This window comes from Pseudomonas citronellolis (genome assembly GCF_001586155.1).
In the GTDB taxonomy this organism is placed as follows: Bacteria; Pseudomonadota; Gammaproteobacteria; order Pseudomonadales; family Pseudomonadaceae; genus Pseudomonas; species Pseudomonas citronellolis.
In genome coordinates this window covers 3,119,643-3,141,582 of sequence record NZ_CP014158.1, presented here as the reverse complement: position 1 = coordinate 3,141,582, position 21,940 = coordinate 3,119,643, and the positions used below count along the sequence as shown (strand labels likewise).

General features: G+C 66.5%; 19 protein-coding genes. 11 read left to right on the top strand and 8 right to left on the bottom strand.

What is annotated here, in order from left to right; all coding sequences use genetic code 11:
* Positions 1 to 962 precede the first annotated feature (962 nt).
* Positions 963 to 2,135 carry an IS4 family transposase gene (locus PcP3B5_RS13895; protein ID WP_061560270.1) on the top strand — a complete coding sequence of 391 codons (1,173 nt, stop codon included), beginning with the start codon at positions 963 to 965 and terminating at the stop codon, positions 2,133 to 2,135.
* On the opposite strand, the gene PcP3B5_RS13890 is transcribed toward PcP3B5_RS13895, so the two are convergent.
* Together PcP3B5_RS13890 and PcP3B5_RS13885 are read right to left on the bottom strand one after the other, a co-directional pair.
* Entirely contained in the window at positions 2,101 to 3,042 is a 942-nt protein-coding gene (locus tag PcP3B5_RS13890) for an SPFH domain-containing protein (protein ID WP_061561595.1), read from the bottom strand. The two genes, PcP3B5_RS13895 and PcP3B5_RS13890, sit on opposite strands and share 35 nt — an antisense overlap.
* A 136-nt stretch (positions 3,043 to 3,178) precedes the next feature.
* Positions 3,179 to 4,048, bottom strand: a complete 870-nt coding sequence (locus tag PcP3B5_RS13885) for a LysR family transcriptional regulator (protein ID WP_061561594.1) — start codon at positions 4,046 to 4,048, stop codon at positions 3,179 to 3,181.
* An 89-nt stretch (positions 4,049 to 4,137) separates the two neighbouring features.
* Between PcP3B5_RS13885 and PcP3B5_RS13880 the strand changes: the two genes are divergently transcribed.
* The 6 genes from PcP3B5_RS13880 to PcP3B5_RS13860 all read left to right on the top strand — a co-directional run bounded on the left by PcP3B5_RS13880 (position 4,138) and on the right by PcP3B5_RS13860 (position 8,157).
* Positions 4,138 to 5,097 (top strand): DMT family transporter, encoded by a 960-nt coding sequence (locus PcP3B5_RS13880; RefSeq protein ID WP_203228553.1) that lies wholly within the window; start codon positions 4,138 to 4,140, stop codon positions 5,095 to 5,097.
* Between the two features lie 446 nt (positions 5,098 to 5,543).
* Positions 5,544 to 6,338 (top strand): endonuclease NucS domain-containing protein, encoded by a 795-nt coding sequence (locus tag PcP3B5_RS13875; RefSeq protein WP_058071871.1) that lies wholly within the window; start codon positions 5,544 to 5,546, stop codon positions 6,336 to 6,338.
* A gap of 241 nt (positions 6,339 to 6,579) precedes the next feature.
* Positions 6,580 to 6,774, top strand: coding sequence for a hypothetical protein (locus PcP3B5_RS32160; RefSeq protein WP_082816326.1), 195 nt, complete (start codon positions 6,580 to 6,582; stop codon positions 6,772 to 6,774).
* The gene (locus PcP3B5_RS13870) at positions 6,771 to 7,097 is read left to right on the top strand and encodes a low molecular weight protein tyrosine phosphatase family protein (RefSeq protein ID WP_024128409.1); all 327 of its coding nucleotides are present in this window, start codon (positions 6,771 to 6,773) and stop codon (positions 7,095 to 7,097) included. The genes PcP3B5_RS32160 and PcP3B5_RS13870 overlap by 4 nt, the downstream gene beginning before the upstream one ends.
* A gap of 32 nt (positions 7,098 to 7,129) precedes the next feature.
* A complete protein-coding gene (locus PcP3B5_RS13865) occupies positions 7,130 to 7,480 on the top strand; it encodes a hypothetical protein (RefSeq protein WP_061561593.1) in 351 nt (116 codons plus the stop codon).
* A 404-nt stretch (positions 7,481 to 7,884) separates the two neighbouring features.
* A complete protein-coding gene (locus PcP3B5_RS13860; RefSeq protein WP_009620055.1) occupies positions 7,885 to 8,157 on the top strand; it encodes a hypothetical protein in 273 nt (90 codons plus the stop codon).
* A 94-nt stretch (positions 8,158 to 8,251) separates the two neighbouring features.
* Here PcP3B5_RS13860 and PcP3B5_RS13855 read toward each other — a convergent pair whose 3' ends face one another.
* Positions 8,252 to 8,950: a B3/B4 domain-containing protein gene (locus PcP3B5_RS13855; protein WP_061561592.1), complete on the bottom strand. Its 699-nt coding sequence runs from the start codon at positions 8,948 to 8,950 to the stop codon at positions 8,252 to 8,254.
* Between the two features lie 279 nt (positions 8,951 to 9,229).
* On the opposite strand from PcP3B5_RS13855, the gene PcP3B5_RS13850 reads away from it, so the two are divergent.
* On the top strand, positions 9,230 to 10,114 hold the full coding sequence (locus PcP3B5_RS13850; RefSeq protein ID WP_061561591.1) for a DMT family transporter: 885 nt from the start codon (positions 9,230 to 9,232) through the stop codon (positions 10,112 to 10,114).
* A 338-nt stretch (positions 10,115 to 10,452) separates the two neighbouring features.
* On the opposite strand, the gene PcP3B5_RS13845 is transcribed toward PcP3B5_RS13850, so the two are convergent.
* The 3 genes from PcP3B5_RS13845 to PcP3B5_RS13835 all read right to left on the bottom strand — a co-directional run bounded on the left by PcP3B5_RS13845 (position 10,453) and on the right by PcP3B5_RS13835 (position 14,736).
* On the bottom strand, positions 10,453 to 11,781 hold the full coding sequence (locus PcP3B5_RS13845; protein ID WP_061561590.1) for an MFS transporter: 1,329 nt from the start codon (positions 11,779 to 11,781) through the stop codon (positions 10,453 to 10,455).
* A gap of 78 nt (positions 11,782 to 11,859) precedes the next feature.
* A complete protein-coding gene (locus tag PcP3B5_RS13840; RefSeq protein WP_061561589.1) occupies positions 11,860 to 12,939 on the bottom strand; it encodes a C45 family autoproteolytic acyltransferase/hydrolase in 1,080 nt (359 codons plus the stop codon).
* Positions 12,940 to 12,996: 57 nt separating this feature from the next.
* On the bottom strand, positions 12,997 to 14,736 hold the full coding sequence (locus PcP3B5_RS13835) for an amidohydrolase (RefSeq protein ID WP_061561588.1): 1,740 nt from the start codon (positions 14,734 to 14,736) through the stop codon (positions 12,997 to 12,999).
* A 104-nt stretch (positions 14,737 to 14,840) separates the two neighbouring features.
* On the opposite strand from PcP3B5_RS13835, the gene PcP3B5_RS13830 reads away from it, so the two are divergent.
* The gene (locus PcP3B5_RS13830; protein WP_061561587.1) at positions 14,841 to 15,755 is read left to right on the top strand and encodes a LysR family transcriptional regulator; all 915 of its coding nucleotides are present in this window, start codon (positions 14,841 to 14,843) and stop codon (positions 15,753 to 15,755) included.
* Between the two features lie 392 nt (positions 15,756 to 16,147).
* Here the strand turns inward: PcP3B5_RS13830 and PcP3B5_RS13825 are convergent, their stop codons facing one another.
* The gene (locus PcP3B5_RS13825) at positions 16,148 to 16,579 is read right to left on the bottom strand and encodes a type 2 periplasmic-binding domain-containing protein (protein WP_061561586.1); all 432 of its coding nucleotides are present in this window, start codon (positions 16,577 to 16,579) and stop codon (positions 16,148 to 16,150) included.
* A gap of 417 nt (positions 16,580 to 16,996) precedes the next feature.
* Positions 16,997 to 18,046 carry a LacI family DNA-binding transcriptional regulator gene (locus tag PcP3B5_RS13820; RefSeq protein WP_061561585.1) on the bottom strand — a complete coding sequence of 350 codons (1,050 nt, stop codon included), beginning with the start codon at positions 18,044 to 18,046 and terminating at the stop codon, positions 16,997 to 16,999.
* 216 nt (positions 18,047 to 18,262) lie between these two features.
* Between PcP3B5_RS13820 and PcP3B5_RS13815 the strand changes: the two genes are divergently transcribed.
* Both PcP3B5_RS13815 and PcP3B5_RS13810 read left to right on the top strand, forming a co-directional pair.
* The gene (locus PcP3B5_RS13815) at positions 18,263 to 20,509 is read left to right on the top strand and encodes a TonB-dependent receptor (RefSeq protein ID WP_145923904.1); all 2,247 of its coding nucleotides are present in this window, start codon (positions 18,263 to 18,265) and stop codon (positions 20,507 to 20,509) included.
* 93 nt (positions 20,510 to 20,602) lie between these two features.
* On the top strand, positions 20,603 to 21,931 hold the full coding sequence (locus PcP3B5_RS13810; RefSeq protein WP_061561584.1) for an LLM class flavin-dependent oxidoreductase: 1,329 nt from the start codon (positions 20,603 to 20,605) through the stop codon (positions 21,929 to 21,931).
* Positions 21,932 to 21,940 lie beyond the last annotated feature (9 nt).

Here is a 21,940-nt window from a genome sequence, read left to right as displayed (position 1 = left end):
TTTATTATTGGTAATCAACGCTGCCTTTTCAGAAGGTTAGGGACCTCCACCGGGGCTGAACATCGACAAAATCCAAGGGACGGGCAGTTGCGCTAGACAAATGTATGAAGGGGGTCGCTGGGGGATGGAGAGGTTGGCCCAACCCTCCGCAGATGCCGATCGCATCGGCGCCATCGGCATCTGCGGAGGCGGCGCCTACACCATCAACGCAGCCATCACCGACCATCGAATGCGCCACGTCATCGACTATCTGCCAGGCTCGGTGGAGACAGGCAGATCGCCTCTTCGTAGGGTCGAGGGGACGCCTGGTTCTTGCTCGTGAATGAGCAGCGCAGTGAAGTGTGTTCGCGAGCAAGCTCGCTCCTACGAGAAGCCGTGCCCACCCGTATGGCAGGAGCGGACCTTGTCCGCGATGGCCGGAGGCTCCGGCGCGATTCGCGGATGAGATCCGCTACGCTCTCCCGGACAGCATGTAGGAGTGCGCCCTGCGCGCGAAATCGCGGGCAGGGCCCGCTCCTACAGGTTGTGGTGCCGAACTCCCCGAGCATGCCGGGCAGCCCCCTCTCCCGCTTGCGGGAGAGGGCTGGGGAGAGGGTGCTCTTCCGCGGCCCTCCACTCCGATCTCAACCTCGGCACGGAACACAGTCCAGTTCCAGGGACACACGAACGTAGCGAGCATGGCTTTTCGTAGGATGGTGTTGAGCGAAGCGATACCCATCAGTGCAACCGCACGGGTTTCGCAAGCTCAACCCATCCTACGGAAAGCGCCTCGGCGCAGACAGTTATTCCTACAGGTTGGCGCCAAACCCACCGGGCCCGGCCCCACGAGGAACCGATGCCGGAATCAGGGACGTGCGCACTACTGTCCGGAATATTTTCGAGGGGGCGTCTGGAGGGCTTGCGGGGGCTGAAGGCACGGGTTAAACCGTTGAGCGCCAACTCAACCTCACAGCCCCCGCAAGATGTTCAGGATAAGCCGTTTTCACGATGTACTAAAAGCGCTGCCTCGCGGCGTCTTCGATCGACTGGTCGCCGAACACGGCGCCGACAAGCACAGCAAGCGCTTTGGCAGCTGGGATCACCTGGTCGCCATGGTGTATGCCCAACTGGCCGGCGTGAGCAGCCTGCGGGCGCTTGAAACCAGCTTCAACAGCCATCCCCATCAGCACTATCACCTGGGGACGGGCCCGATCCGGCGTTCCACCCTGGCCGATGCCAACGAACGCCGTAATACCGAGGTCTTCGCCCAGGTTGCGCACTACCTGATGGCGGGCGTCTGCCGGCAGTTACGCCGTGACGGGAAGGAACTGCTGTACCTGCTGGACTCCACCACGATCACCCTCAAGGGCCCTGGCTTCGACGAATGGACGCTGTCCAATCGAACCCGCTCCCAGGGGCTGAAAGTCCATGTGCTGTATGCCGAGCAGGCGGCAGCACCGGTGCATTGCAGCTTCAGCGCAGCCAACGTCAACGACATCGACGAAGGCCGGACGCTGGGTATCGAGCCACAGGCCACCTACGTATTCGACAAGGGCTATTACGACTTCAACTGGTGGGCGAGCCTGGATGCCCAGAAGGCCCGCTTCGTCACACGATTCAAGTCCAATGTGCGGCTCAAGGTCCTGGCCCAGCGCGAGGTTCCCCAGCAAGACCGGGAAACGATCCTGCGAGACGAAGAGGTGAGCTTCTCCAACCGCAACCCAGGTGGCCGACGGCGTAATCACTACACCCAGCCCCTGCGGCGGATCCTGGTGAACCGCCCAGGCGATGAGCCGCCTCTGAGCCTGGCGACCAACGACCTGAGCAGCCCGGCGGCAGAAATCGCCGAGCGCTATCGGGATCGCTGGCGGATCGAGCTGTTTTTCAAATGGATCAAGCAACACCTGAAGGTCAGGCGTTTCCTGGGCCGTAGCGAGAATGCCGTGCGCATCCAGATTCTCTGTGCGCTGATCAGCTACTTGCTGCTGAACCTTTACCAACGCAGGACGGGAACGCGGCAAAGCCTGTGGATGCTGATGGTGGAGGTACAGGCAACGCTGTTTCAGCGCCCAGGCCTGGAGGCCGAACGTTACCGACGACGGCAGGAGCGAATACGCGAGATCAACCTGCGTCAGGGGCAGCTGTTAATAGCATGAGGCGTGCCGGACAGCAGTGGGGACGTGCGCGATTCACATCGATGAACGGCAGCGTCGAGCCCGGCAGCATGGTTTCCGGCAGCTTGCCGTCCCAGCGTTCGGCCTTGGTCAGTTCGATGAGGTTCTGGTTCGAGGCCAGGGCCTCGGCCTTGGCGCGGATGGCATCGGCCTCGGCCTGGCCGCGCAGGCGGGTGGCCTCGGCGTCGGCCTTGGCCTGGGCCAGCTTGGAGTCGGCCTCGGCCTGCGCCTGGGTGACCTGGATCTGCGCCTGCACCTGCTCGGTGGCGAGGTTCTGCTGGCGGGTCTGGATCGCCACCTCGGCCTTCATGCGCTCCTCGATGGAGCGTTCGTAGGCGTCGGAAAAGTCGATGTTCTCCACCTGCACGCCGTCGATCACCACCGGGCCCTTGACCGCGGCCTTGACCGCGGTGGCCACGTCGGCAACGAACTGCCCCCGGTTCTGCACCGCCTGGATCGCCGTATAGCGGCCGAAGACGTTTTCCACCTGGGTCGGCACCTGGCGGCTGATCAGACGGTCCACCAGCCCCTGCAGGTCGCCGTAGCCGGAGTAGACCTTCGCCACCTCGTCCGGCGTCACGTGCCAGGACACCGAGACAACCAGCGCCGCGCTCTGCTGGTCGCGGCTGTAGGCCTGCAGTTGCTCGTAGCGGCTGGTGTGGTTCTGGATCGACAGGGTCTTCACCGTCTCGATGAACGGCACCTTCCAGCCCAGCCCGGGCTCGGCCACGTCCACCAGCTTGCCGTTGCGCAGCACCACGCCGCGCTCCTTCTCGTCGATGGTGTAGAACGAGCCGCCCACGGCGACCAGCACCAGCAGGCCGATCAGGCCGCCGGCGACGAGCTTCAGGGGAAAGGCGCGCGGCAGCGCCTGGGGAATGTTCGCCATGGGGCATCTCCTTGAAAGTGGCGTTCCTGGGGTCCGGCACCTGCGCCGGGAGCGGCAAGCCTAGCGGATCGACCTGGGCCGGCACCAGCATCGAATGTCGCTCGCCTCGAAGGAGGCGAACTCCACCAGCAATCCTTCAGCCCTCGCTCGACAACCTCAACGTCCTGATCAACAGGCTCCGCAGGCTGTCCACGGCCTTGGAGCCCTGGGAAGCGCGGCTTCGATAGACGGCGACCTCCATGGGCTCCAGCGGGCCGAGCCCCTGCTCGACGCCCAGTATCTGCAAGTGATCGGGGGCGCTGCATTGCGTCAGCACCGCCACCGCCAGGCCGCTCTCCACCGCGGCGAGCTGCCCGGCGAGGCTGGAGCTGTTGTACACCACCTTGTAGCGCCGGCCCTGCAGCGCCAGGGAGTTGATCGCGCTGCGCCGTGCGAGGCTCGTACTCTCGTAGACCGCGATCGGCAGCGGGTCGCGCCGCCAAAGCTCGAACTGCGGCGAGCCCACCCAGACCATGGGTTCGTGGAACAGCAGCGTTCCGCGCCGGGAGTGGTCGCGGGAAACCAGCGCCAGGTCCAGATCGCCGCTGGCTACCCGCGGGATGAGCGCCGTCGACTGCTCGCAGTTCAGTTCGATTTCCACGCTGCCATAGCGCTGGGCGAAGCGTTTGAGCACCGGCGTGAGGTACTTGGCCGCGTAGTCGTCGGGCACGCCAAGACGAACCCGGCCGCTGAGTTCCTCGCCATGGAAGGCGGCCTGGGTTTCGGCGTGCAGGTCGAGCATGCGGCGTGCGAAGCCCAGCAGCGTCTGGCCGTCCGCGGTCAGCTGCAGGCTGCGCGGGCCGCGTACCAACAGTTGCCGGCCCAGGGCGTTTTCCAGTTTCTTCAGTTGCATGCTGACCGCCGACTGCGAACGATGCACCTCGCCCGCCGCGTTCGACAGCGAGCCCGCATCGACCACGGAAACGAAGCACTTCAGCCAGTCCAGCTGCAGGTCACGCGGCATCATCTTGATCGGCCCTTTAAATTCGTTTATCGAATACTTGCATGCGGCATTATGCGCTTCTCGTTCCAACGGGCCAGTCCCACACTCGCCGCATGAACGCACATGAACAAATGGCGGGGCCGAAGGCTTCGGCCTTCAGCCAGCAAGCCGCACACGTCCATTCCGACGTCACCGGCGGAACGCTGCCCTTCGTACTAGGCAGCGTCGTCCTGGGCACCATCGGCCTCTTCCTGCACCAGTCCGGCGCCGATCCGCTGACCGCGACCTGGTTCCGCTGCGCCTTCGGCCTGCTGGGGCTGACGCTCTGGGCAGCCTGTCGCCGCCAGTTGCGCAGCCTGCTCCCGGGCAGGAAGGCGACCTTCGCGCTGCTCGCAGCAGGAGGCCTGATGGTGCTGGCCTGGAGCCTGTTCTTCGCCGCCATCGAGCACACCTCCGCAGGCGTGGCCACGGTGCTCTTCCATGTGCAGCCGCTGTGGGTGCTGATCCTGGGTGCCTGGTATCTGAAGGAGCCGACTGCCAAGCGGCGCGTGGTATCGGTGCTCGTCGCCATGGCCGGCCTGGTGCTGGCGACCGGCATACTGGAGCACCTTTCGCTGTTCGGCGCGGACCAGGCCTACCCCGCGAGCTACTGGTGGGGCGTGGCGTTCTGCCTGGTCGGCGCCTTCTGCACCGCCTGCGTCACCATCGTCGCCCGGCGGTTACGGCACATGTCGGCCGGCATCCTCGCCTGGTGGCAGTGCGCGATCGGAACGCTGGCCCTGCTGGCGTGGCCCATGCTCCACGGCTGGCCGCAATGGGGCGCCTCCTGGGCATGGCTGGCAGGCCTGGGGCTGATCCACACCGGGCTCGCCTATTCGCTGATGTACGCCGGCATGGCGCGCCTGAACACCGACAGGATCGCGGTCTACCAGTTCATCTACCCGGCCGTGGCCATCGTCATCGACTGGCTGTTCTACGGGCAGCGCCTGGGTGCTCTGCAGTTGATGGGCGTCGCGGTGATGGCCGTTGCCATCTGGTTCACCGAGCGCAGTGGGGAAAGGGAGCGGACTTAAGACGACGGGGCAATCATCGCTGTCAGCCTGGGTAGTAACCGCATCCATGCTCCCGCCTGGCCCGGAAGAGTACCGATGCTGCAAAAAACGTCTGCTTTCGGCTCAGGCTGTGTGAAAACCTCCGGATCGGTCCAGCTGGTTAAAAAACAACCTCGATTTCGCGTTTCTACGCGGGTTCTGGGTTGCTGAATAGCCAAGCCTTTTCAGATTTCACGTAGGAACGCGCTCTTCGAAGAGCCGCTCAGGTTTTCGCACAGTCTGGGCCAGAGGTGGACATTTGAACGGAGCAAATTTCGATCCAAACGGCACTCAAAGTTAAAGAATTATTTGCACGCTCCGGCCTCTGCTCGAATTCAGCAGCTCAAATCCAATCGATACTTACATGCTGCTATAGGCAAGATGTGGCCTTAATCGGAAAATCTCACAACCTCACAAGGAGGCTCCTCATGGCCCGAACCATCTACGAGAAATCGACTCGCGCGCTGCTGAAGGACATGCTCATGAGTTGGGACCTAAAACCAGGTCAGGTCTTCACCACAACTCGCGCAATTCAATGGTTTGCAACACACTATCCCAAATTGAAACCAGGCAGCATTCGCGCGCACCTTGTTCAATCCGCCACAAACGACCCCAGCCGTCTACACCACCCCTCTACTAACACGACCGATGACCTTCTGTTCAAGGTTGCTCCAGGGGAGTTTCGGCTCTTTGAAGCAGGTAAGGATCCCGCGCCTATCCATGAGATGGTGAAAGGTGACATCGCCGAGCAGGATGAGGAAGAGACGGATACTGAGAATATTGTTCTCACCGAAACCAATTTGCCTGGCTCTACCGAATTTCTGCTGGAAAGAGACCTACAGCGCTACTTGGCGGAAAATCTCGAATGTATCGAGCCAGGCCTTAAGCTTTACGAGGACGAAGATCTGCGGGGCATTGAGTATGAAGCCGGCGGAGGTAGACGAATCGATATACTCGCCGTCGATCACAATGGTGCCTTCGTAGTGATTGAGCTCAAGGTTTCTCGGGGCTACGACCGAGTGGTCGGCCAACTTCTGCGTTACATGAACTGGGTACGGCGTGACCTAGCCGACCCAGGCCAGAGGGTCCGAGGGATCATCGTGTGCCGCAGCATGTCCGAAGATTTACGACTGGCCTGCTCTAGTATCAAGGATGTGGAGCTTTTCGAGTACAAACTTTCTGTTGCAGTAACCAAGATACCTACGCTGCAACTACCGGAATAATGACCTCCGCTCGACGAGAGGAGAGTGGCCGTTATGGGTCGGAAGCAGCCTATGACTAAGGGCAGCAGTCGACCAAAATCGGACGTTTGCAGCAGACAACAAACAAGCGCACGGTGGCTTCAGGCTCGGCTTGGAGCCACCGCAATCTCGCCATCCTGGCCACCGCCTCGATCCACGTCTACCATACGCCCCATCCCGTATTACCGCGGCTGCTGAACCCGGTATTCACGAGGATATGACCATGGAAAGAACTCGCGCCTGGAGACGCTCGCAGGCCCGTAGACATGCCTCCCAAAAGGCGTTTCGTCCGCCGCGGCCCCGGCCGGAAAAGAACTGGAAGCTGTTATATACCCGCGCCGACAAGCTGTTCAGGGCCCGCCAACTTGGCCTGGGTTATCCCATCCGCACCGTCCGCCAACTGCTGGATCAAGAGTGACCAACCTCCTTTTCATCTGCAGCCGAAATCAATGGCGTAGCCCCACCGCGGAAGCTATCTGGCGCCGCCGGCCTGGCTTCGATGCCCGTTCGGCAGGCACCAGCCCGAACGCCCGCAAACCCGTCGGCCCAGCGGATATCCGTTGGGCCGATGTGATCTTCGTGATGGAGCGCAAGCACCTGAATCGTCTGCGGGCGGAATATGCCCGTCTGCTTGAACACAAGCGGCTTCACGTTCTGGATATTCCCGATGACTACCGCTTCATGGATCCTGAACTGGTGGACATGCTCGACGATATGGTGACGTCCTGCCTTGCCGTCTGAGGCGCGCACAAAACGAATAGGCGGACTACCCCATGTACACCCTCCTCGACTTCAAGGAAGAAGCCCTCGCCGAGTACCTGAACTCGGCGCTGCGCAGGCATGGGCTGGACTCTTATGTCTTCAACACCGGCGTCAGTCCGGAGGGTGAGGCGATGTTTTCCATTGTCTGCCTGAATGCGAGCGAGCTTGGGCAGGCGCGGCATTTGATCTATAGCAGCCAGCAGCTTCTCCGGGACATTCATCCGGAGGCGGCGCGGGAGTTGGTGGAGATACGTCGGCGGAACCGACAACTTTTCCTGGGGCTGGTTACGTCCAGGCCGGCTTTTGTGGTGGCGGCTTTGGCCATGACGGCGGCTGTGTTGGGTTACCTCTTCGGCCTGTGATGCGGGCTGCAGATTCACCTGAAATTTCCCACCCACATTCGCCCTTGTGGGCCTACAAAGGCCGTCGCTAGATTCGCTCCCTGTCACGGTCAATCCCGTGGCCGGGTGTCGCAGCCCGTCGGATGAATTGCGTGCACGAAGCGCCTCGGCACCTGCAAAGGCGCTTTTTCTTGCCTGCTGCATCGTGCAGTCATGGCGGGTCGTGCGGGGCAGGCCCCGAAGCCTGGCCGGTTCTTTGCGCGTTTCGTCCCGGTACTGCGACCCCCGCACGATCCGCCGCCCCTCTTTCCAGGCTGGCGGTTTCTCCCTCCCAGAAGGAGCAACGGAAATGCACTGTCGCTTACATCTTGCTGTGTTCACCTTGCCGTCCCCCCTGCCCTGCGTCCTCGCCCTGGAGGTGTGCCATGGCTGATCCGAAACTGGTGCCGCTGCACCATCAGTCCTTCGAGGATGTTCTGTTCGTGAATGCCGGCGCGCCCGCGGCGCATCTGTACGATGCCGCCGCGCGCCGCCTGGCGGCGCTGGAGGACCTGTTGCACGTGCTGGAATGCCACGATGGCGACGACGTGCTGGTGCAGGAAACCTCGCGGTTGGCTTCGGCGCTGGTGCCGCTGGCCGGCGAGGCGCGGCACCTGTACGAATTGGCCCAGCAACGGGCCGAGCGTAGCGGCGGCTGATCGCGCCGCCTGGATGGCCGAAGGCCGGGGCCTGTGCTTCCTTGTGGAGGCGCGGGCTCCGGCCTTCGGCTTTGATGGGCAATGGGTAGCCGGGTCAGTTCGCTCCGGTGTCGCTCACCAGCCGCTGCTCCACCCGCACGCCCGGCATCATCCGCCGCAGGCCCTCGGCCAGGCGCTCGCCGGCTTCGTGCAGGGCCTCCAGCGGCATGGCCGGCAGGCTTTCGAGGATGAACCACATCTGCCGGGCCTCGGCGTCCAGGCGCGTGCGCACGCCCTGGCGCCAGTTCCAGCGGCGGCAGGTGGCGCCCAGGTCGTCGCGCCAGATGACTTCGCCGGGCAGCGGCGGGTCGTTGGCCGGCTGGCCTTCCTTGAAGGTGTCGAACGGCTCGCTGCCGTCGGCGATGGCCAGCCGCGGCGTGCCGACGTAGGCGGCCAGGTTCTCGCCGCCCACCGGCAGCGCGTACTGGATGCTGATGGCGTTGTAGAGGTCCACCAGCGGGTCGATGCTCGGCAGGCTGCCGTCGCGCAGCACGCGCTTGCGCAGGGCTTCCACCGAGCAGGGGGTGCGCTGGGGCTTGGCGCCGAAGCCACGGAACACCTCGGCCCAGGCGGCGATGTGCGCCTCGGCCCAGGCCGGGCCGCCGTCGAGCAGCACCCGGCAGGCGCGCTCCACGGCCTCGCCGGCTACCTCCGGGCGCAGGATGGGCGCGGCCTCGGCCGTCAGGCTCAGGGCGCGGAAGCCGGGGGCCAGGCGGGCGACCTCAGGGTCGATCAGGGGCAGTACGGGTTGCATCGAGGCATCTCTCTATCGGCGGTCGGAGGGGCTGGCGCGGGCTATTTCTAGCACCGCGGCGGGGCGCACTCCAGATCGACTCCGATGATTTCAGCGAATGCGCGATCAGTTTTCCTAATGCCCGGGGCGTGTGGTTCGCCCGGCTGGCATCGCTGCGGCATGCAGACAGCCAGAAGCGACAGCCCCCCCTTCCCGCCGAGCTGGCCGTTCGGACAAGATAGGCTCGCCCCACCGGGGCGCTTTCGCGCGTGTCCCCTTCCCTTTTTCTGCCGGTGCCCCATGCAACCTCGCGATCTCGTCGCCTACCTGTATCTCGCTGTGGCCTGGGGCCTGTCGTTCCTGGTGCTGCTCAAGGCGATAGCCGGCTTCGGCTGGGTGGGCGCGGTGAGCTTCCGCGCGCTGATCGCCAGCCTCACCCTGCTGGTGGCGGCGCGGCTGAGCGGGCGGGTACTGAACTTCCGCGGCCTGTGGCGGCCGCTGTGCGTGCTGGGCGCCACCACGGTGGCCGGCCAGTTGATCGGCATGACCTTCGCCACGCCGCTGATCGGCACCGCCATGGCGGCGATCTTCGTGGCGGCCATCCCGCTGTTCTCCATGGTCATCGGCCGCCTCTGGGGGCTGGAGCGCATCACCCTGGCCGGGGCCTTCGGGCTGGCCCTGGGGCTGCTGGGCATGCTCCTGCTGGTGGGCTTCCCGGCGGTGCCGGTGACGCCTTCCTTCATGCTCGGCTGCGCGGCCTCGATCTTCGGTGGCGTGTGCGCGGCCTTCGGCAGCAACTACGCGGCGCTGCGCCTGCGCACGGCGGCCCCCTGGGAGGTGACCTGCGGCGCCTTCCTGGTGGGCGGGCTGCTGACCCTGCCGCTGCTGTACTGGGTGCCGCCGCCGGGCGTGCCCTCGGCGCTGGACGTGCTCTACCTGCTGCTGTGCGGCTGCATGATGAGCGCCTTCAACTACGTGGTGTACTTCCACCTGGTCGCCCGCATCGGGGCTACTCGCACCATCAGCGTGGAGTTCGTGGTGACGGTGGTGGCGGTGCTGGTGGGGGCGCTGTGGCTGCACGAGCCGCTGTCGCTGGTGCAGGGGCTGGGGGCGCTGATCATTCTGGCGGGGTGTGCGTTGGTGCTGGGGTTGGTGCCTGGGGTGCGGCGGCGGGGGGTGGTTTGAGGTTGGGGGTTTGGGGTTTGGGCTTTGGGCTTTTGTAGGAGCGAGCTTGCTCGCGAACAGAGTTACCTGGTTGCGCTGGAGCTGGGCTTGATACCGCTCCCTCTCCCTAACCCTCTCCCTGAAGGGAGAGGGGACCGTTCGGTGTGTTTGGGTGTTCTGGAGTCAGCCGGCAACACCGAAGGTTTCCGGCTGAAACCATTCCCTCTCTCGGCACGGACTAGCCCCCTCTCCCTTCAGGGAGAGGGCTGGGGAGAGGGGACGGAGTCAACCCAAAGCACCACCACCGCCGGTTGACTCCATTCGCGAGCAAGCTCACTCCTACAAAAAAGCTCCCCGCCTCAGGACAAACTACGCACCCCCTCCCCCGTCGACGCCACGCCCCTGTCCACTTCCTCCATCTCCAGATACGCCGTCTCACGCATCACCAACGAACAAACCGCCACCAGCGCCATCGCCGCCGCGCCATACAGCGCCACGTAGACCGGCTGGTGACCACTGGCGATAAGGATCGCGGTAGCCGCGCTGGAAGCAGTCCCACCACCCAGTGCAGCCCCCAACTGATAGCTGGCGGAAATACCGGAGTAGCGCATCCGCCGCGGGAACTGTTCGGCGAGGAAGGCCGGGATCGGGCCCTGGGTGGCGCCCATGAAGAAGCCCACGGCCAGGTAGGCCAGCAGGGCCAGCGCCAGGTGGTGGGTGCCCAGCAGCGGGAAGAAGGCGAACAGCCCCAGGGCCATGATGGCCGCGCCGAAGATCATCACCGTGCGGCGGCCGTAGCGGTCGGACAGGTGGCCGAAGAACGGCGCCGAGATGACGATGGCGATGGACAGCGCGAAGTCGAACAGCAACGCCTGGCTGCTGCTGTAGCCGATGTCGGTGGCGTAGGCGAGGAAGAAGGTGCTGATGTAGGCCACGGTGATGTAGCCGAAGGCGATGCCGGTGCACAGCAGCAGTTCGCGCGGGTGCTGGCGCAGGGCTTCGAGCAACGGCAGGCGGGCCTTGGGCTGGGCCTTGGCCGGTTGCGCCGGCGCCGGGTTCTGCAGGCGCGCGTAGAGGCCGACCAGCACCAGCACGCCGCCGAGCCAGAACGGGATGCGCCAGGCGATGCCGCCCAGGTCGTCGTCGAAGGCCAGGCTGACCAGGGCGAACACCGCGGAGCCGAAGATGCCGCCGATGCCGATGCCCATGCTCGTGAAGCTGCCCCACAGGCCACGGCGGCCGCGGGGCGCCACCTCGATGCCGAACAGCGCGGCGCCGCCCCACTCCCCGCCCGCGGCGAAGCCCTGCACCAGGCGCAGGCCCACCAGCAGGATGGGCGCGGCGATGCCGAGGCTGGCATAGTCCGGCAGGAAGCCGATCAGCAGGGTGCTCATGCCCATCAGCAGCAGCGTGGCGACCAGCGCCTTCTGCCGCCCGTAGCGGTCGCCCAGGTGGCCGAACACCACGCCGCCCAGGGGCCGGGCGAAGAAGCCGGCGCCGAAGGCGGCGAAGGCCACCAGCACCGCGGTGAGGCGGTCCATGCCGGGGAAGAACAGCTTGGGGAAGACCAGGGCGGCGGCGTAGCCGTAGATGACGAAGTCGTAGAACTCCAGCGCGGTGCCCATGCCGGAGACGCAGAAGGTTTTGAACGCCGAGCGCGAGCCGGGCGTGGGGGTGTGGTCGATCATGGTGGTCTGCTCTTGTTCTTGTGGCAGCAGTGTTCCGCGCGGCGGCCGGGTGGCCGCCGCGGGGGTGGGTCGTTCAGCTCAGAAGCGCTGGAAGCCGTCGCGGGCCAGGGCCTGCGGGTTGCCGGCGTGGTACTCCAGGTTGCAGCCGACGCTGTCCAGGCCGATGGTCAGCAGGGTTTCCCAGCGCTCGGTGTCCGGCTGCGACAGGTCCGGATGGAAGCACACCACCGCCTGCTCGCCGGCCTCGCCGCAGAAGGCTTCGGCGCGCTGCGCCAGGACCTCGCGGGCCATGCCCGGGGCCATGGCCGCCAGGTGGTCGAAGCGCGCGTAGGTGGTGGAAACGTCGGCGGTGCGCTCGCCGCGGGCCTGCTGCGGGTCGACGAAGTGGTTGGTGTGCAGCACCCAGCCGTCGGCGCGCGGCGGCACCACGGCGGTGGCCGCCGGGCTCATCTCGATGCTGGCGGCGCGCAGTTCGGCGTCGTCGCGGCTGAAGCAGGTCAGCACGGTGGAGGCGCTGACGCGGGCCGAGCCCACCAGTTCGATGGCCTCGGCCACGCTTGTGGCCTCTTCCAGCACGCGGCGGGCGATGGCGTGCACCGGCACCCCGGCTTCGCCGTTGTCGCCGGCATGGTGGAGGATGTTGAAGTGCATGCCCAGGCCGGCGCTGTTGACGCCGATCTTGCCGAGCATGCCGAACTCGGTGAACAGCTTGACCGTCAGGCCGCTGCCGGCGACCAGCTGCAGCAGCAGGCCGTGGGGCACCAGGCTGTCGTGCCAGTCCCAGGTCTGGATGCTCAGCGGCGCGGCGGCGCCATGGGGCGCGTAGACCGCGGTGGAGCACTCGCCTTCCAGCGGTTGCGCAGGCATCACTGCGAGGATTTCGGTGCGCGCGTTCAGCGCCGCCAGTTGCCACAGCGGCAGCTGCACGCCGGCGGCCAGGCCCTCGACCTCACGGGCCAGGGCCGGACACCAGGCGTCCAGCGCGGCCAGGCTGGCCTCGCCGATGCCGCGCACCTGCTCGGCGGGCACGCCCACGCGGGGGAAGAAGTCGAGGTACAGCGCCACGGTGCGCCGAATCTGTTCCGCCCACCGCTCTCCAATCTGCCGCCCGCGCTCGAACGGCTCGCGGGTTTCGCTCACGAAGGAATGGATGATCACTGCAAGGCTCCTTTGTCGATTTGGAAAAACGCTGGGCGGGCTTCCCCGCCCGGCTGATCAGCGCTGGGCCGTCAGCGGCCGGCTGTAGACTTCGCGGCCGGCGAACCAGGTGGTCAGCACCTGGGTGTCACGCAGGGCTTCGGGTTCCGCGGTGAAGACGTCGCGGTCCAGCAGCACCATGTCGGCCTGCTTGCCGGGCTTGAGCGAACCGATGCTGTCTTCCAGGCGGAGCATGCGCGCGGCGTTGAGGGTGTAGGCCTGGAACATCACCTGGCGGTCGATGGCTTCGTCGGCGTTGAGCACGCCCTTGGGGCCCTTGCGCGTCACCGCCTGGTAGATGGCCTTCCACGGGTCGGGCGTGGTGATCGGCCAGTCGCTGGCCCCGGCTATCGTGGCGCCGTGCTTGAGCAGGGAATGGGCCGGGTAGGTGTACATGAAGACCATGGCGTCCACGTAGGGTTTGACGAGGTCGATGCTCGATTCATCCGCACTGGCCCAGTAAAGCTGCATGGAGGCGATCACGTCCAACTGCCTGAAGCGGTCGAAGTCCTTGGGGTTGACCATCTGCAGGTGGGTGATGGAGTGCGGGATGCCGCTGTGGCGGTCGCGGCGCGCCTGGGCCATGCCATTGAGCGCCTCGTGGATGGCGCGGTCGCCGATGGCGTGCACGTGCACCAGCCAGCCGCGGGCGTCGGCGGCGCTGACCAGCTCGCCGAAGTGCTTGGGGTCGATCAGCAGTTCGCCGAACTTGTGCGAGTTCTTGTAGGGCTCGAGCATGGCCGCGCTCTGCGCCGGCACCTCGGCCACGCCGTCGGCGAAAACCTTGATGCCCGGCAGCGTCAGGTTGGGCACGCCGAGGAACTGCTGGCGCACCTTGTCCAGCTCGTCGAGGTCCTTCGGGGTGGCCTTGGAGTCGGCCATCAGCAGCGCGGCGACGTGGGCGGACAGGTCGCCCTTCTCGGCCAGCGCCTTGTAGATCGGCAGCACGCCGGTGGAGGCGTTGGTGATGTCGGCGCCGGGGATTTCGTTGGCCAGCGGGTCCATCCAGGCGGTGATGCCCAGGCTGTTGTAGTAGCGCAGCGCGGCGTAGGCGCCGCGGGTCAGTTCCTCGGTGCTGGGCAGCGGCAGCAGCGCCTGCAGCGGGTAGAGCCCGGCGTCGACCAGGAAGCCGTTGGGGGTGCCGTCGGCGTGGACGCCGAGGGTGGCTTTCTCCTCGCCCTTGAGCGTCGCGACTTTCGCCGCGTCCACCTTGGCGAGTTTCAGCATGGCCTGGTTGGCCCAGCCGGTGTGCAGGTCCCAGCCGACGAAGAGGATCGGCACCTGGGCCCATTCGCCCTGGTTGAAGGTCTTCTCCAGCGCCGGGATGTCGCCCCAGTAGGTGGACGGCAGGCCGCCGACGCTGAGGAACTCGCCGCGCTTCGCCTTGCCGTTGTCGCGCCATTCGCGCAGCTTTTTCTCAAGCTCGGGCACCGGCAGCAGTTCGCCGTCGAGGTTGGCCTGGAGCATCTGCAGGCCGCCTTTCACGGTGTGGCTGTGGGAGTCGATGAAGCCGGGCATCAGCACCTTGCCCTGCAGGTCGACGACGCGGGTGCCGGCGGCCTTCAGGCGCAGTACCTGCTCGTCGCTGCCCACCGCCAGGACCTTGCCGTTCTCGATGGCCACCGCCTGTTGCAGGCCCTGGCCGGGCTCGGCGGTGTAGACCTTGCCGCCGTGGAGGATGAGGTCAGCGGCGGCCATACTTTCCGCTGAGGAAAAAACACAGGCCATGGACACCAGCGCCGGAATCAGTATTTTCATGGGTTCGCCCAGGTTCTTGTTGTGTGAACGCAGGTTAACCAAAGCCCGGCACGGCTTTAATGCCGATTTTTTGCACAACTTCTGTGCCTGACAGAAATAGATGAATGGACAAGATGACCGCCCTGACCATGTTCGTCGCCACCGCCGACCACGGCGGCTTCAGCCGCGCCGCCGAACACCTGGGCAAGACGCCCTCGGCGGTGACCAAGGGCGTGGCGCAGCTGGAGGCGGAACTCGGCGCGCGGCTGTTCGAGCGCACCACCCGGCGCATGGCGCTGACCGAGGCCGGGCAGATCTACCTGGAGGGCGCGCGCCAGGCGCTGCTGCACCTGCAGGCGGCCGGCGCGGAAGTGGAGCAGTTGCAGAAGGACCTGCGCGGCACCCTGCGCATCGCCGCCCCGCCCTCCTTCGCCCCGGCCTTCCTCAACCAGGTGTGCGGCGCCTTCCTCGAAGAATACCCGCAGGTGCGCCTGGAGGTGGACCTGCAGGACGAGTTCGCCGACCTGGTGGAAGGCGGCTACGACCTGGCCCTGCGCGACGGCCCCGTCGACCTGCCCGGGGTGATCGCCCAGCCGCTGCTGGAGAACCACCTGCTGCTGTGCGCCAGCCCCGCATACCTGGCGCGCAAGGGCATGGACGTGACCCTGGAGAACTACACCGAGCACGACTGGCTGATCTTCCGCCACCCCATGCTCAACCGGAACTTCTGGTGGGTGAACCGCGACGGCGAGCGCATCCGCCTGAAGCAGCCGGTGCCGCGCCTGGCCAGCGACAACTACGACTTCCTGCTCGCCTGCCTGCTGGCTGGCCGCGGCGTGCAGTTCCTGCCGCAATGGAGCGCCCTGCCCTACCTGGCCTGCGGCGAACTGGTGGAACAGCTGCCGGACTGCTGGCGCGACCAGAGCGCCTTCGGCGCCACCATCCACGTGCTATTCCTGCCGCACCGGCGCAACACGCGCAAGGTGCGGGTGTTCATCGAGGCCCTGAAGGCGCACCTGCGGGCGCAGGGGTTGGGCTGAGGCCCGGCGCATGACGCTGTTGTAGGAGCGGGCCCTGCCCGCGAATCGCGCGCAGGGCGCGCTCCTACAGGGGAACGGCGTAGGTGGGGCAGCGTAGGCGGATCTCATCCGCGATCCGCGCCGGGGCATCCGGTTATCGCGGACAAGGTCCGCTACGGGGGGAGGACTACCGTGCCTGACCTGTAGGAGCGGGCCCTGCCCGCGATTCGCGCGCAGGGCGCGCTCCTACAGGGGAATGGTGTGGGTGGGGCAGCGTAGGAGCGAATCTTATCCGCGAACCGCGCCGATACCTCCGGCTATCGCGGACAAGGTCCGCTCCTACGGGGGGAGGACTACCGTGCCTGACCTGTAGGAGCGGGCCCTGCCCGCGAAATCGCGCGCAGGGCGCGCTCCTACAGGGGGCTAAGGTAGCGCTGCAGGATCGCCTGGTACTCCCCGCCCTCGACCAGCTCGCGCATCGCCCGGGCATAGCGCTCGACGAATGCCGGCGTGGTGGTGCGCTTGCTGAAGGCGACTTCCGCGGCATCGCTGGAAACCACCACGACGGTGGGGCCGATGCGTTCGTTCAGGCCCAGTTGCTCCAGCTCGTAGAGGCCGCTGTTCTCGTCCGCGATGATGCCGTCGAGGCGGCCCTTGTCGATCATGTGCCAGAGGTTGCCGCGGCTGGGGTTGAAGAACATCCGGCTGGCGAAGTCGTCGTTGGCGAGCAGTTGCTGGTAGGACTCGCCGTAGCTCACGCCGACCTGCGCGCCCAGGCGGAACGAGGTGCCCAACAGGTCCAGCAGGCCATGCAGACCGTCCCGGGCGGGGTCACCCTTGCGCATGAACAGGATGTTCCGCGAGGGCTGCAGGATGGCCCCGGAGAAGTAGGCGTAGACCTCGCGCTCCGGCCAGCGCCAGGGCCGGCAGCAGCGCGAGGAAGAGCGTCAGGGCCAGGGTCGGGAGTGTGCGCGCGAGCGGCGAGGATCTTGTTATTGCACTGGGCAAGGTCACGACTCGTAGCGATCGGGGCGTAGGACGAGTCTAGAGGCTCGACGGAGCGTCGGCTAGGCAGGCGTATGGCCTTTCCTTCAGCCAATATGACTGGTCCCCTGTTCGCACCAGCCACGGCGATGGGTATCGCTTCGCTCAACCCATCCCACGAGGCTGTTCGCACCGGCCGCGCCGAAGTGCTTTTCGTAGGATGGGTTGAGCCTTGGCGAAACCCATGCGGCCACGGCAATGGGCATCGCCTCGCTGCCTCAGCAGCTCTCCCGCTCCACCACCCGGCACTGCAGCAGGTTCAGGCGCTCCACCACCCCTTCCGCCGGCTGCGCGCCGATGGCCTGCAGCACCCGCTGCGCGGCGATCTCGCCGATTTCCCGGGCCGGCGGCTTGAGGGTGGTGAGGCTGGGCAGCAGCATGGGCGCGAAGGGGTAGTCGCCGAAGCCGAGCACCGCGCAGTCCTGCGGGATGCGCAGGCCGGCACGCTGCCCGGCGAGCAGGCCGCCGGCGGCGAGGTTGTCGTTGGCGAAGACGATGGCGTCCGGGCGCTCGCGCCGCGCCATCAGCGCTTCCATCGCCTGCTTGCCGGCCTCGAAGGGGGCGCTGGCGGTGGGCACGAACATCCAGGGTTGCAGGCCCAGGGCGCGCAGAGTGTCGGCGTAGCCGTCGCGGCGGTCCAGGGCGCTGTAGTCGCCCGGCGCGCTGTTCTGCACGAAGGCGATGCGCCGGTAGCCCTTGCCATGCAGGTAGCGCGCGGCGTCCACGCCCACCTGGTAGTGGGAGAAGCCCACCTGGATGGGCCGGCGCGCCGGCTGGTAGTCCCACATTTCCAATAGCGGGACATCGGCGTCTTCCAGCAGCTTCTCGCAGGTTGGGGTGTGGAAGTGGCTGGTCAGCACCAGGGCCGCCGGGTTCCAGCCGAGGAAGGCGCGCACGGCGCTCTCTTCCTTCTCGCCGTCGAAGTAGCTGGAGGCCAGCAACAGCTGGTAGCCGGCCGCGGCCAGGACGTCGCTGAAGGCCTGGATGGTGTCGGCGAAGATCGGCCCGGAGATGTTCGGTACCACCATGCCGACGATGCGCCCGCGCGCCGAGGCCAGCCCGCCAGCCACCTGGTTGGGCACGTAGCCCAGCGCCGCCACCGCCTCGCCGATGCGCTCGCGCAACTCCTCGGAAAGGCTCGCCGGCTGGTTGAAGTAGCGCGACACGCTGATGGCCGACACTCCAGCGCGCTCAGCCACGGCGGTGAGGGTGACGCGGCCGGCGCCGCGGCGCTTGCGGGGACTGTCCAGTGACGACCTCCATTTCAGGAATATAAAAGTAATTTTTCAGTATTTGACGCTCTAAAGCGTGATCCGGATACTCGCCGATGTTAGCGCTAACAAACAAGCTTTGCCGCTGACAAAAAGCCTTCTTCATCCATCGGCCACTCGCACGAGCGAGCGCTCGTGAAGTTTTCCGCGAACAGGCGCCGCAGCGGCCCGCACAAGAGGCTGGCGGCGGACCAGGGCAATCCAGGAGTGGCCATGACTCAGCAGTACCGGGCGAACGCCCACGATCAATTCCCCCGGCTCAGCGCCTTGGCGCTGGCCATCGCCACGCTGGTGGGCGGCGTGCAGCTGCCGGCGCAGGCCGCCGATGGCGAGCAGCCCAAGGCCGAGGAAGCGGCCCCCACCCTCAATGCCGTGACCGTCACCGCGACGCGCCGCGAGGAATCGCTGCAGAAGGTGCCGGTGGCGGTCAGCGTGATCAGCGGCGAGCAGCTGCAGCGCGACAACCGCAACAACGTCTCGACCCTCGTCAGCGAAGTGCCGACGCTGAACTACCGCGCCGGCGCCTCGAACAAGGACACCTCGCTGTTCGTCCGCGGCGTGGGCACCATCAGCACCTCGCCGGGCGTCGAGCCGAGCGTTTCCACCTTGGTCGACGGCGTGGTCTACGGCCGCCCCGGCATGGCCACCCTGGACCTGCTCGACCTGGAGCGCATCGAGGTGCTGCGCGGCCCGCAGGGCACGCTGTTCGGCAAGAATGCCTCGGCCGGCGTGCTCAACATCGTCACCCGGGCGGTGCCGGACGAAACCAGCGGCTTCGTCGACTACTCGCACTTCGGCGGCGGCAACGAGAACCGCACCAGCTTCGGCATCGGCGGCACCCTCGTGCCGGGCAAGCTCAAGGCCAGCGTCACTGCCCTGCTGGGCAGCTACGAGGGCAACGTGGAGAACGTTTACAACGGCCACGAGGTCAACGGCTACAACCGCAAGGGCGCGCGCGCCAAGTTCGAGCTGACGCCCAGCGACGATCTGAAGGTGACGCTGATCGCCGACTACATGCAGGCCAACGACGACAGCCCCAGCGGCGTCGTCACCGATACCAGCAGCGCGGCCTTCGCCAATGCCCTGCGCCCGGTGGTGGCCGACAGCGACAACCGCAAGATCAACGCCGACTACCGCACCCATGTCGACGACACCAACAAGGGCCTGTCGGCCCAGTTGGACTGGAGCCTGGGCGACTACACCCTGACCTCGATCAGCGCCTGGCGCGGCTGGGACAACACCCAGTACCAGGACGGCGACCGCCTGTCCCAGGTCAGCGCGGCCTTCCCCAGCTCCCACGACAAGGGCGAGCTGGACTACGACCAGTACTCCCAGGAAATCCGCCTGGCCTCGCCCAAGGGCCGGTTCGCCGAGTACGTCACCGGTCTGTATTACATGCACGCCAAGGACGACGAGACCTACCGCCGCACCCTGACCACCACCGGCTCGGTCGACACCGGCGTGGCCGGCTACGGCACCACCAGCGACAGCTACTCGGCCTTCGGCGAGGCGACGCTGAACTTCACCCCGGCCTTCCGTGGCATCGCCGGCCTGCGCTACACCCACGACGAGCTGGAATACGACCACCGCCGGGTGTCCACCTCGGCCACCGCGGTCACCGGCATCCAGCCGTCCACCCGCAGCTCCGGCTCCACCGACGAAGACGGCTGGTCCGGGCGTTTAGGTGTGCAGTACGACCTGAGCGAGAACCTCACCAGCTACCTGACCTACTCGCGCGGCTACAAGGGCCCGGCCTACAACGTGTTCTTCAACATGCAGCCGCGCGACACCGAGGCGCTCAAGCCGGAAACCTCCAACTCCTGGGAGCTGGGCCTGAAGGCCACCGCCCTGGACAAGCGCCTGAGCGCCAACTTCGCGGTGTTCCACACCGAGTACGACAACTACCAGGCGAACTTCTACGACACCGTGGCCAACCAGGTGGTGACGCGCCTGATCAACGCCGGTTCGGTGAAGACCGAAGGCGCCGAGGCCGACCTGGCCTGGCAGGCCACCCGCCAGTTGAAGCTGTCCGGCTCGGTGGCATACACCCACGCGCGCATCGACGAGTTCAGCTGCCCGCCGGGCGCCGCCGCCAGCTGCAACGTCAACGGCAAGCCGCTGCCCTTCTCGCCGGACTGGAAGAGCTACGTGCGCGCCGACTACGACATCCCGCTGGACAACGGCCTGGATGTGGAGCTGGGCACCGACTACAGCTGGCAGGACAAGGTGCAGTACGACCTGAGCCAGAACCCGGACACCATCCAGGGCGCCTACGGCATCTGGAATGCCAGCGTGGCCCTGGCCGACTACAACGCCGGCTGGCGCGTGGCCTTCCTGGCCAAGAACCTCACCGACAAGTCCTATTCGCCACTGCTGGCCAGCGGCGGGAGCTACGTCTACCGCCTGGTGCCGCGCGACGACGGCCGTTATTTCGGCTTCGAGCTGCGCAAGGACTTCTGAGCCGCGGAACCTGCGCCCCGCCCTCGCCGGCGGGGCGCCAACCAAGAAACCGTCCCGCCCGGCGTGCGCCACCCTTCCGCAGAGGACACCAGCATGACCGCAAGCAACCGCACCCTTTCCCTCGGCGCCTTCCTCATGGCCACCGGGCACCACGTCGCCGCCTGGCGCCACCCGGACGTACCGGCCGACGCCGGGCTGAGCTTCCAGCAGTACAAGCGCCTGGCGCAGATCGCCGAGGCGGCGAAGTTCGATACCCTGTTCGTCGCCGACAGCGTGGCCGCCCCCAGCGCGCCCATCGCCAGCCGCATGGCCCGTTCCGATCACTTCGAACCGCTCACCCTGCTCAGCGCGCTGGCCGCGGTGACCGAACGCATCGGCCTGATCGCCACCGTCACCACCAGCTACAACGAGCCCTACCACGTGGCGCGCAAGTTCGCCTCGCTGGACCACCTCTCCGGCGGGCGCGCCGGCTGGAACCTGGTGACCTCGGACAACGCCGCCGAGGCGCTGAACTTCAATCGCAGCGAGCACCTCGGCCACGCCGAGCGCTATGCCCGCGCCCGCGAGTTCCACGACGTGGTGAGCGGCCTGTGGGACAGCTGGGAGGACGACGCCTTCCTGCGCGACAAGGCCAGCGGCCAATACTACGACCCGGCCAAACTGCACCAGCTCGACCACCAGGGCGAACACTTCCAGGTGCGCGGCCCGCTGAACGTGGCGCGCTCGCCCCAGGGCCGCCCGGTGGTGATCCAGGCCGGCTCCTCGGAAACCGGCCGCGAGCTGGCCGCGCAGACCGCCGAGGTGGTGTTCACCGCGCAGACCTCGCTGGCCGCCGCCCGCGACTTCTACGCCGACCTCAAGGGCCGCCTGCCGCGCTTCGGCCGCCAGGCGGACGAGATGAAGATCATGCCCGGCGTGTACATCGTGGTCGCCGACAGCCAGGCCGAGGCCCAGGAAAAGCACGAAGCCTTCCAGGAACTGGTGGAGCCGCAAGTAGGCGTCGCCCTGCTCTCGCGCATGCTCGGCAACTTCGACCTCTCCGCCTACCCGCTGGACGGCCCGCTGCCTGAACTGCCGCTGACCGACAGCGGCCAGCGCAGCCGCCAGCTGCTGCTCACCGAACTGGCCGGCAAGGAGAACCTGAGCCTCGCCCAGCTCGGCCGGCGCATCGCCGGCGGGCGCGGCCACTACAGCCTGGTCGGCACCCCGCAACGCATCGCCGACGAACTGCAGGCCTGGTTCGAACAGGGCGCCGCCGACGGCTTCAACGTGCTGGTGCCGCACCTGCCCGGCGGCCTGGAAGACGTCGCCAACCTACTGGTGCCGGAGCTGCAGCGGCGCGGGCTGTTCCGCCGCGACTACGCCGGCAGCACCCTGCGCGACCACCTGGGCCTGGCGCGCCCGGCCAACCGATTCGCCTGAACACGGAGC

Coding starts and splice junctions, on each gene's coding strand:
- PcP3B5_RS13895 (WP_061560270.1), top strand. CDS start 963: ATGTTCAGGATAAGCCGTTTTCACGATGTACTAAAAGCGCTGCCTCGC.
- PcP3B5_RS13890 (WP_061561595.1), bottom strand. CDS start 3,042: ATGGCGAACATTCCCCAGGCGCTGCCGCGCGCCTTTCCCCTGAAGCTC.
- PcP3B5_RS13885 (WP_061561594.1), bottom strand. CDS start 4,048: ATGATGCCGCGTGACCTGCAGCTGGACTGGCTGAAGTGCTTCGTTTCC.
- PcP3B5_RS13880 (WP_203228553.1), top strand. CDS start 4,138: ATGAACGCACATGAACAAATGGCGGGGCCGAAGGCTTCGGCCTTCAGC.
- PcP3B5_RS13875 (WP_058071871.1), top strand. CDS start 5,544: ATGGCCCGAACCATCTACGAGAAATCGACTCGCGCGCTGCTGAAGGAC.
- PcP3B5_RS32160 (WP_082816326.1), top strand. CDS start 6,580: ATGGAAAGAACTCGCGCCTGGAGACGCTCGCAGGCCCGTAGACATGCC.
- PcP3B5_RS13865 (WP_061561593.1), top strand. CDS start 7,130: ATGTACACCCTCCTCGACTTCAAGGAAGAAGCCCTCGCCGAGTACCTG.
- PcP3B5_RS13860 (WP_009620055.1), top strand. CDS start 7,885: ATGGCTGATCCGAAACTGGTGCCGCTGCACCATCAGTCCTTCGAGGAT.
- PcP3B5_RS13855 (WP_061561592.1), bottom strand. CDS start 8,950: ATGCAACCCGTACTGCCCCTGATCGACCCTGAGGTCGCCCGCCTGGCC.
- PcP3B5_RS13850 (WP_061561591.1), top strand. CDS start 9,230: ATGCAACCTCGCGATCTCGTCGCCTACCTGTATCTCGCTGTGGCCTGG.
- PcP3B5_RS13845 (WP_061561590.1), bottom strand. CDS start 11,781: ATGATCGACCACACCCCCACGCCCGGCTCGCGCTCGGCGTTCAAAACC.
- PcP3B5_RS13835 (WP_061561588.1), bottom strand. CDS start 14,736: ATGAAAATACTGATTCCGGCGCTGGTGTCCATGGCCTGTGTTTTTTCC.
- PcP3B5_RS13830 (WP_061561587.1), top strand. CDS start 14,841: ATGGACAAGATGACCGCCCTGACCATGTTCGTCGCCACCGCCGACCAC.
- PcP3B5_RS13825 (WP_061561586.1), bottom strand. CDS start 16,579: ATGCGCAAGGGTGACCCCGCCCGGGACGGTCTGCATGGCCTGCTGGAC.
- PcP3B5_RS13815 (WP_145923904.1), top strand. CDS start 18,263: ATGACTCAGCAGTACCGGGCGAACGCCCACGATCAATTCCCCCGGCTC.
- PcP3B5_RS13810 (WP_061561584.1), top strand. CDS start 20,603: ATGACCGCAAGCAACCGCACCCTTTCCCTCGGCGCCTTCCTCATGGCC.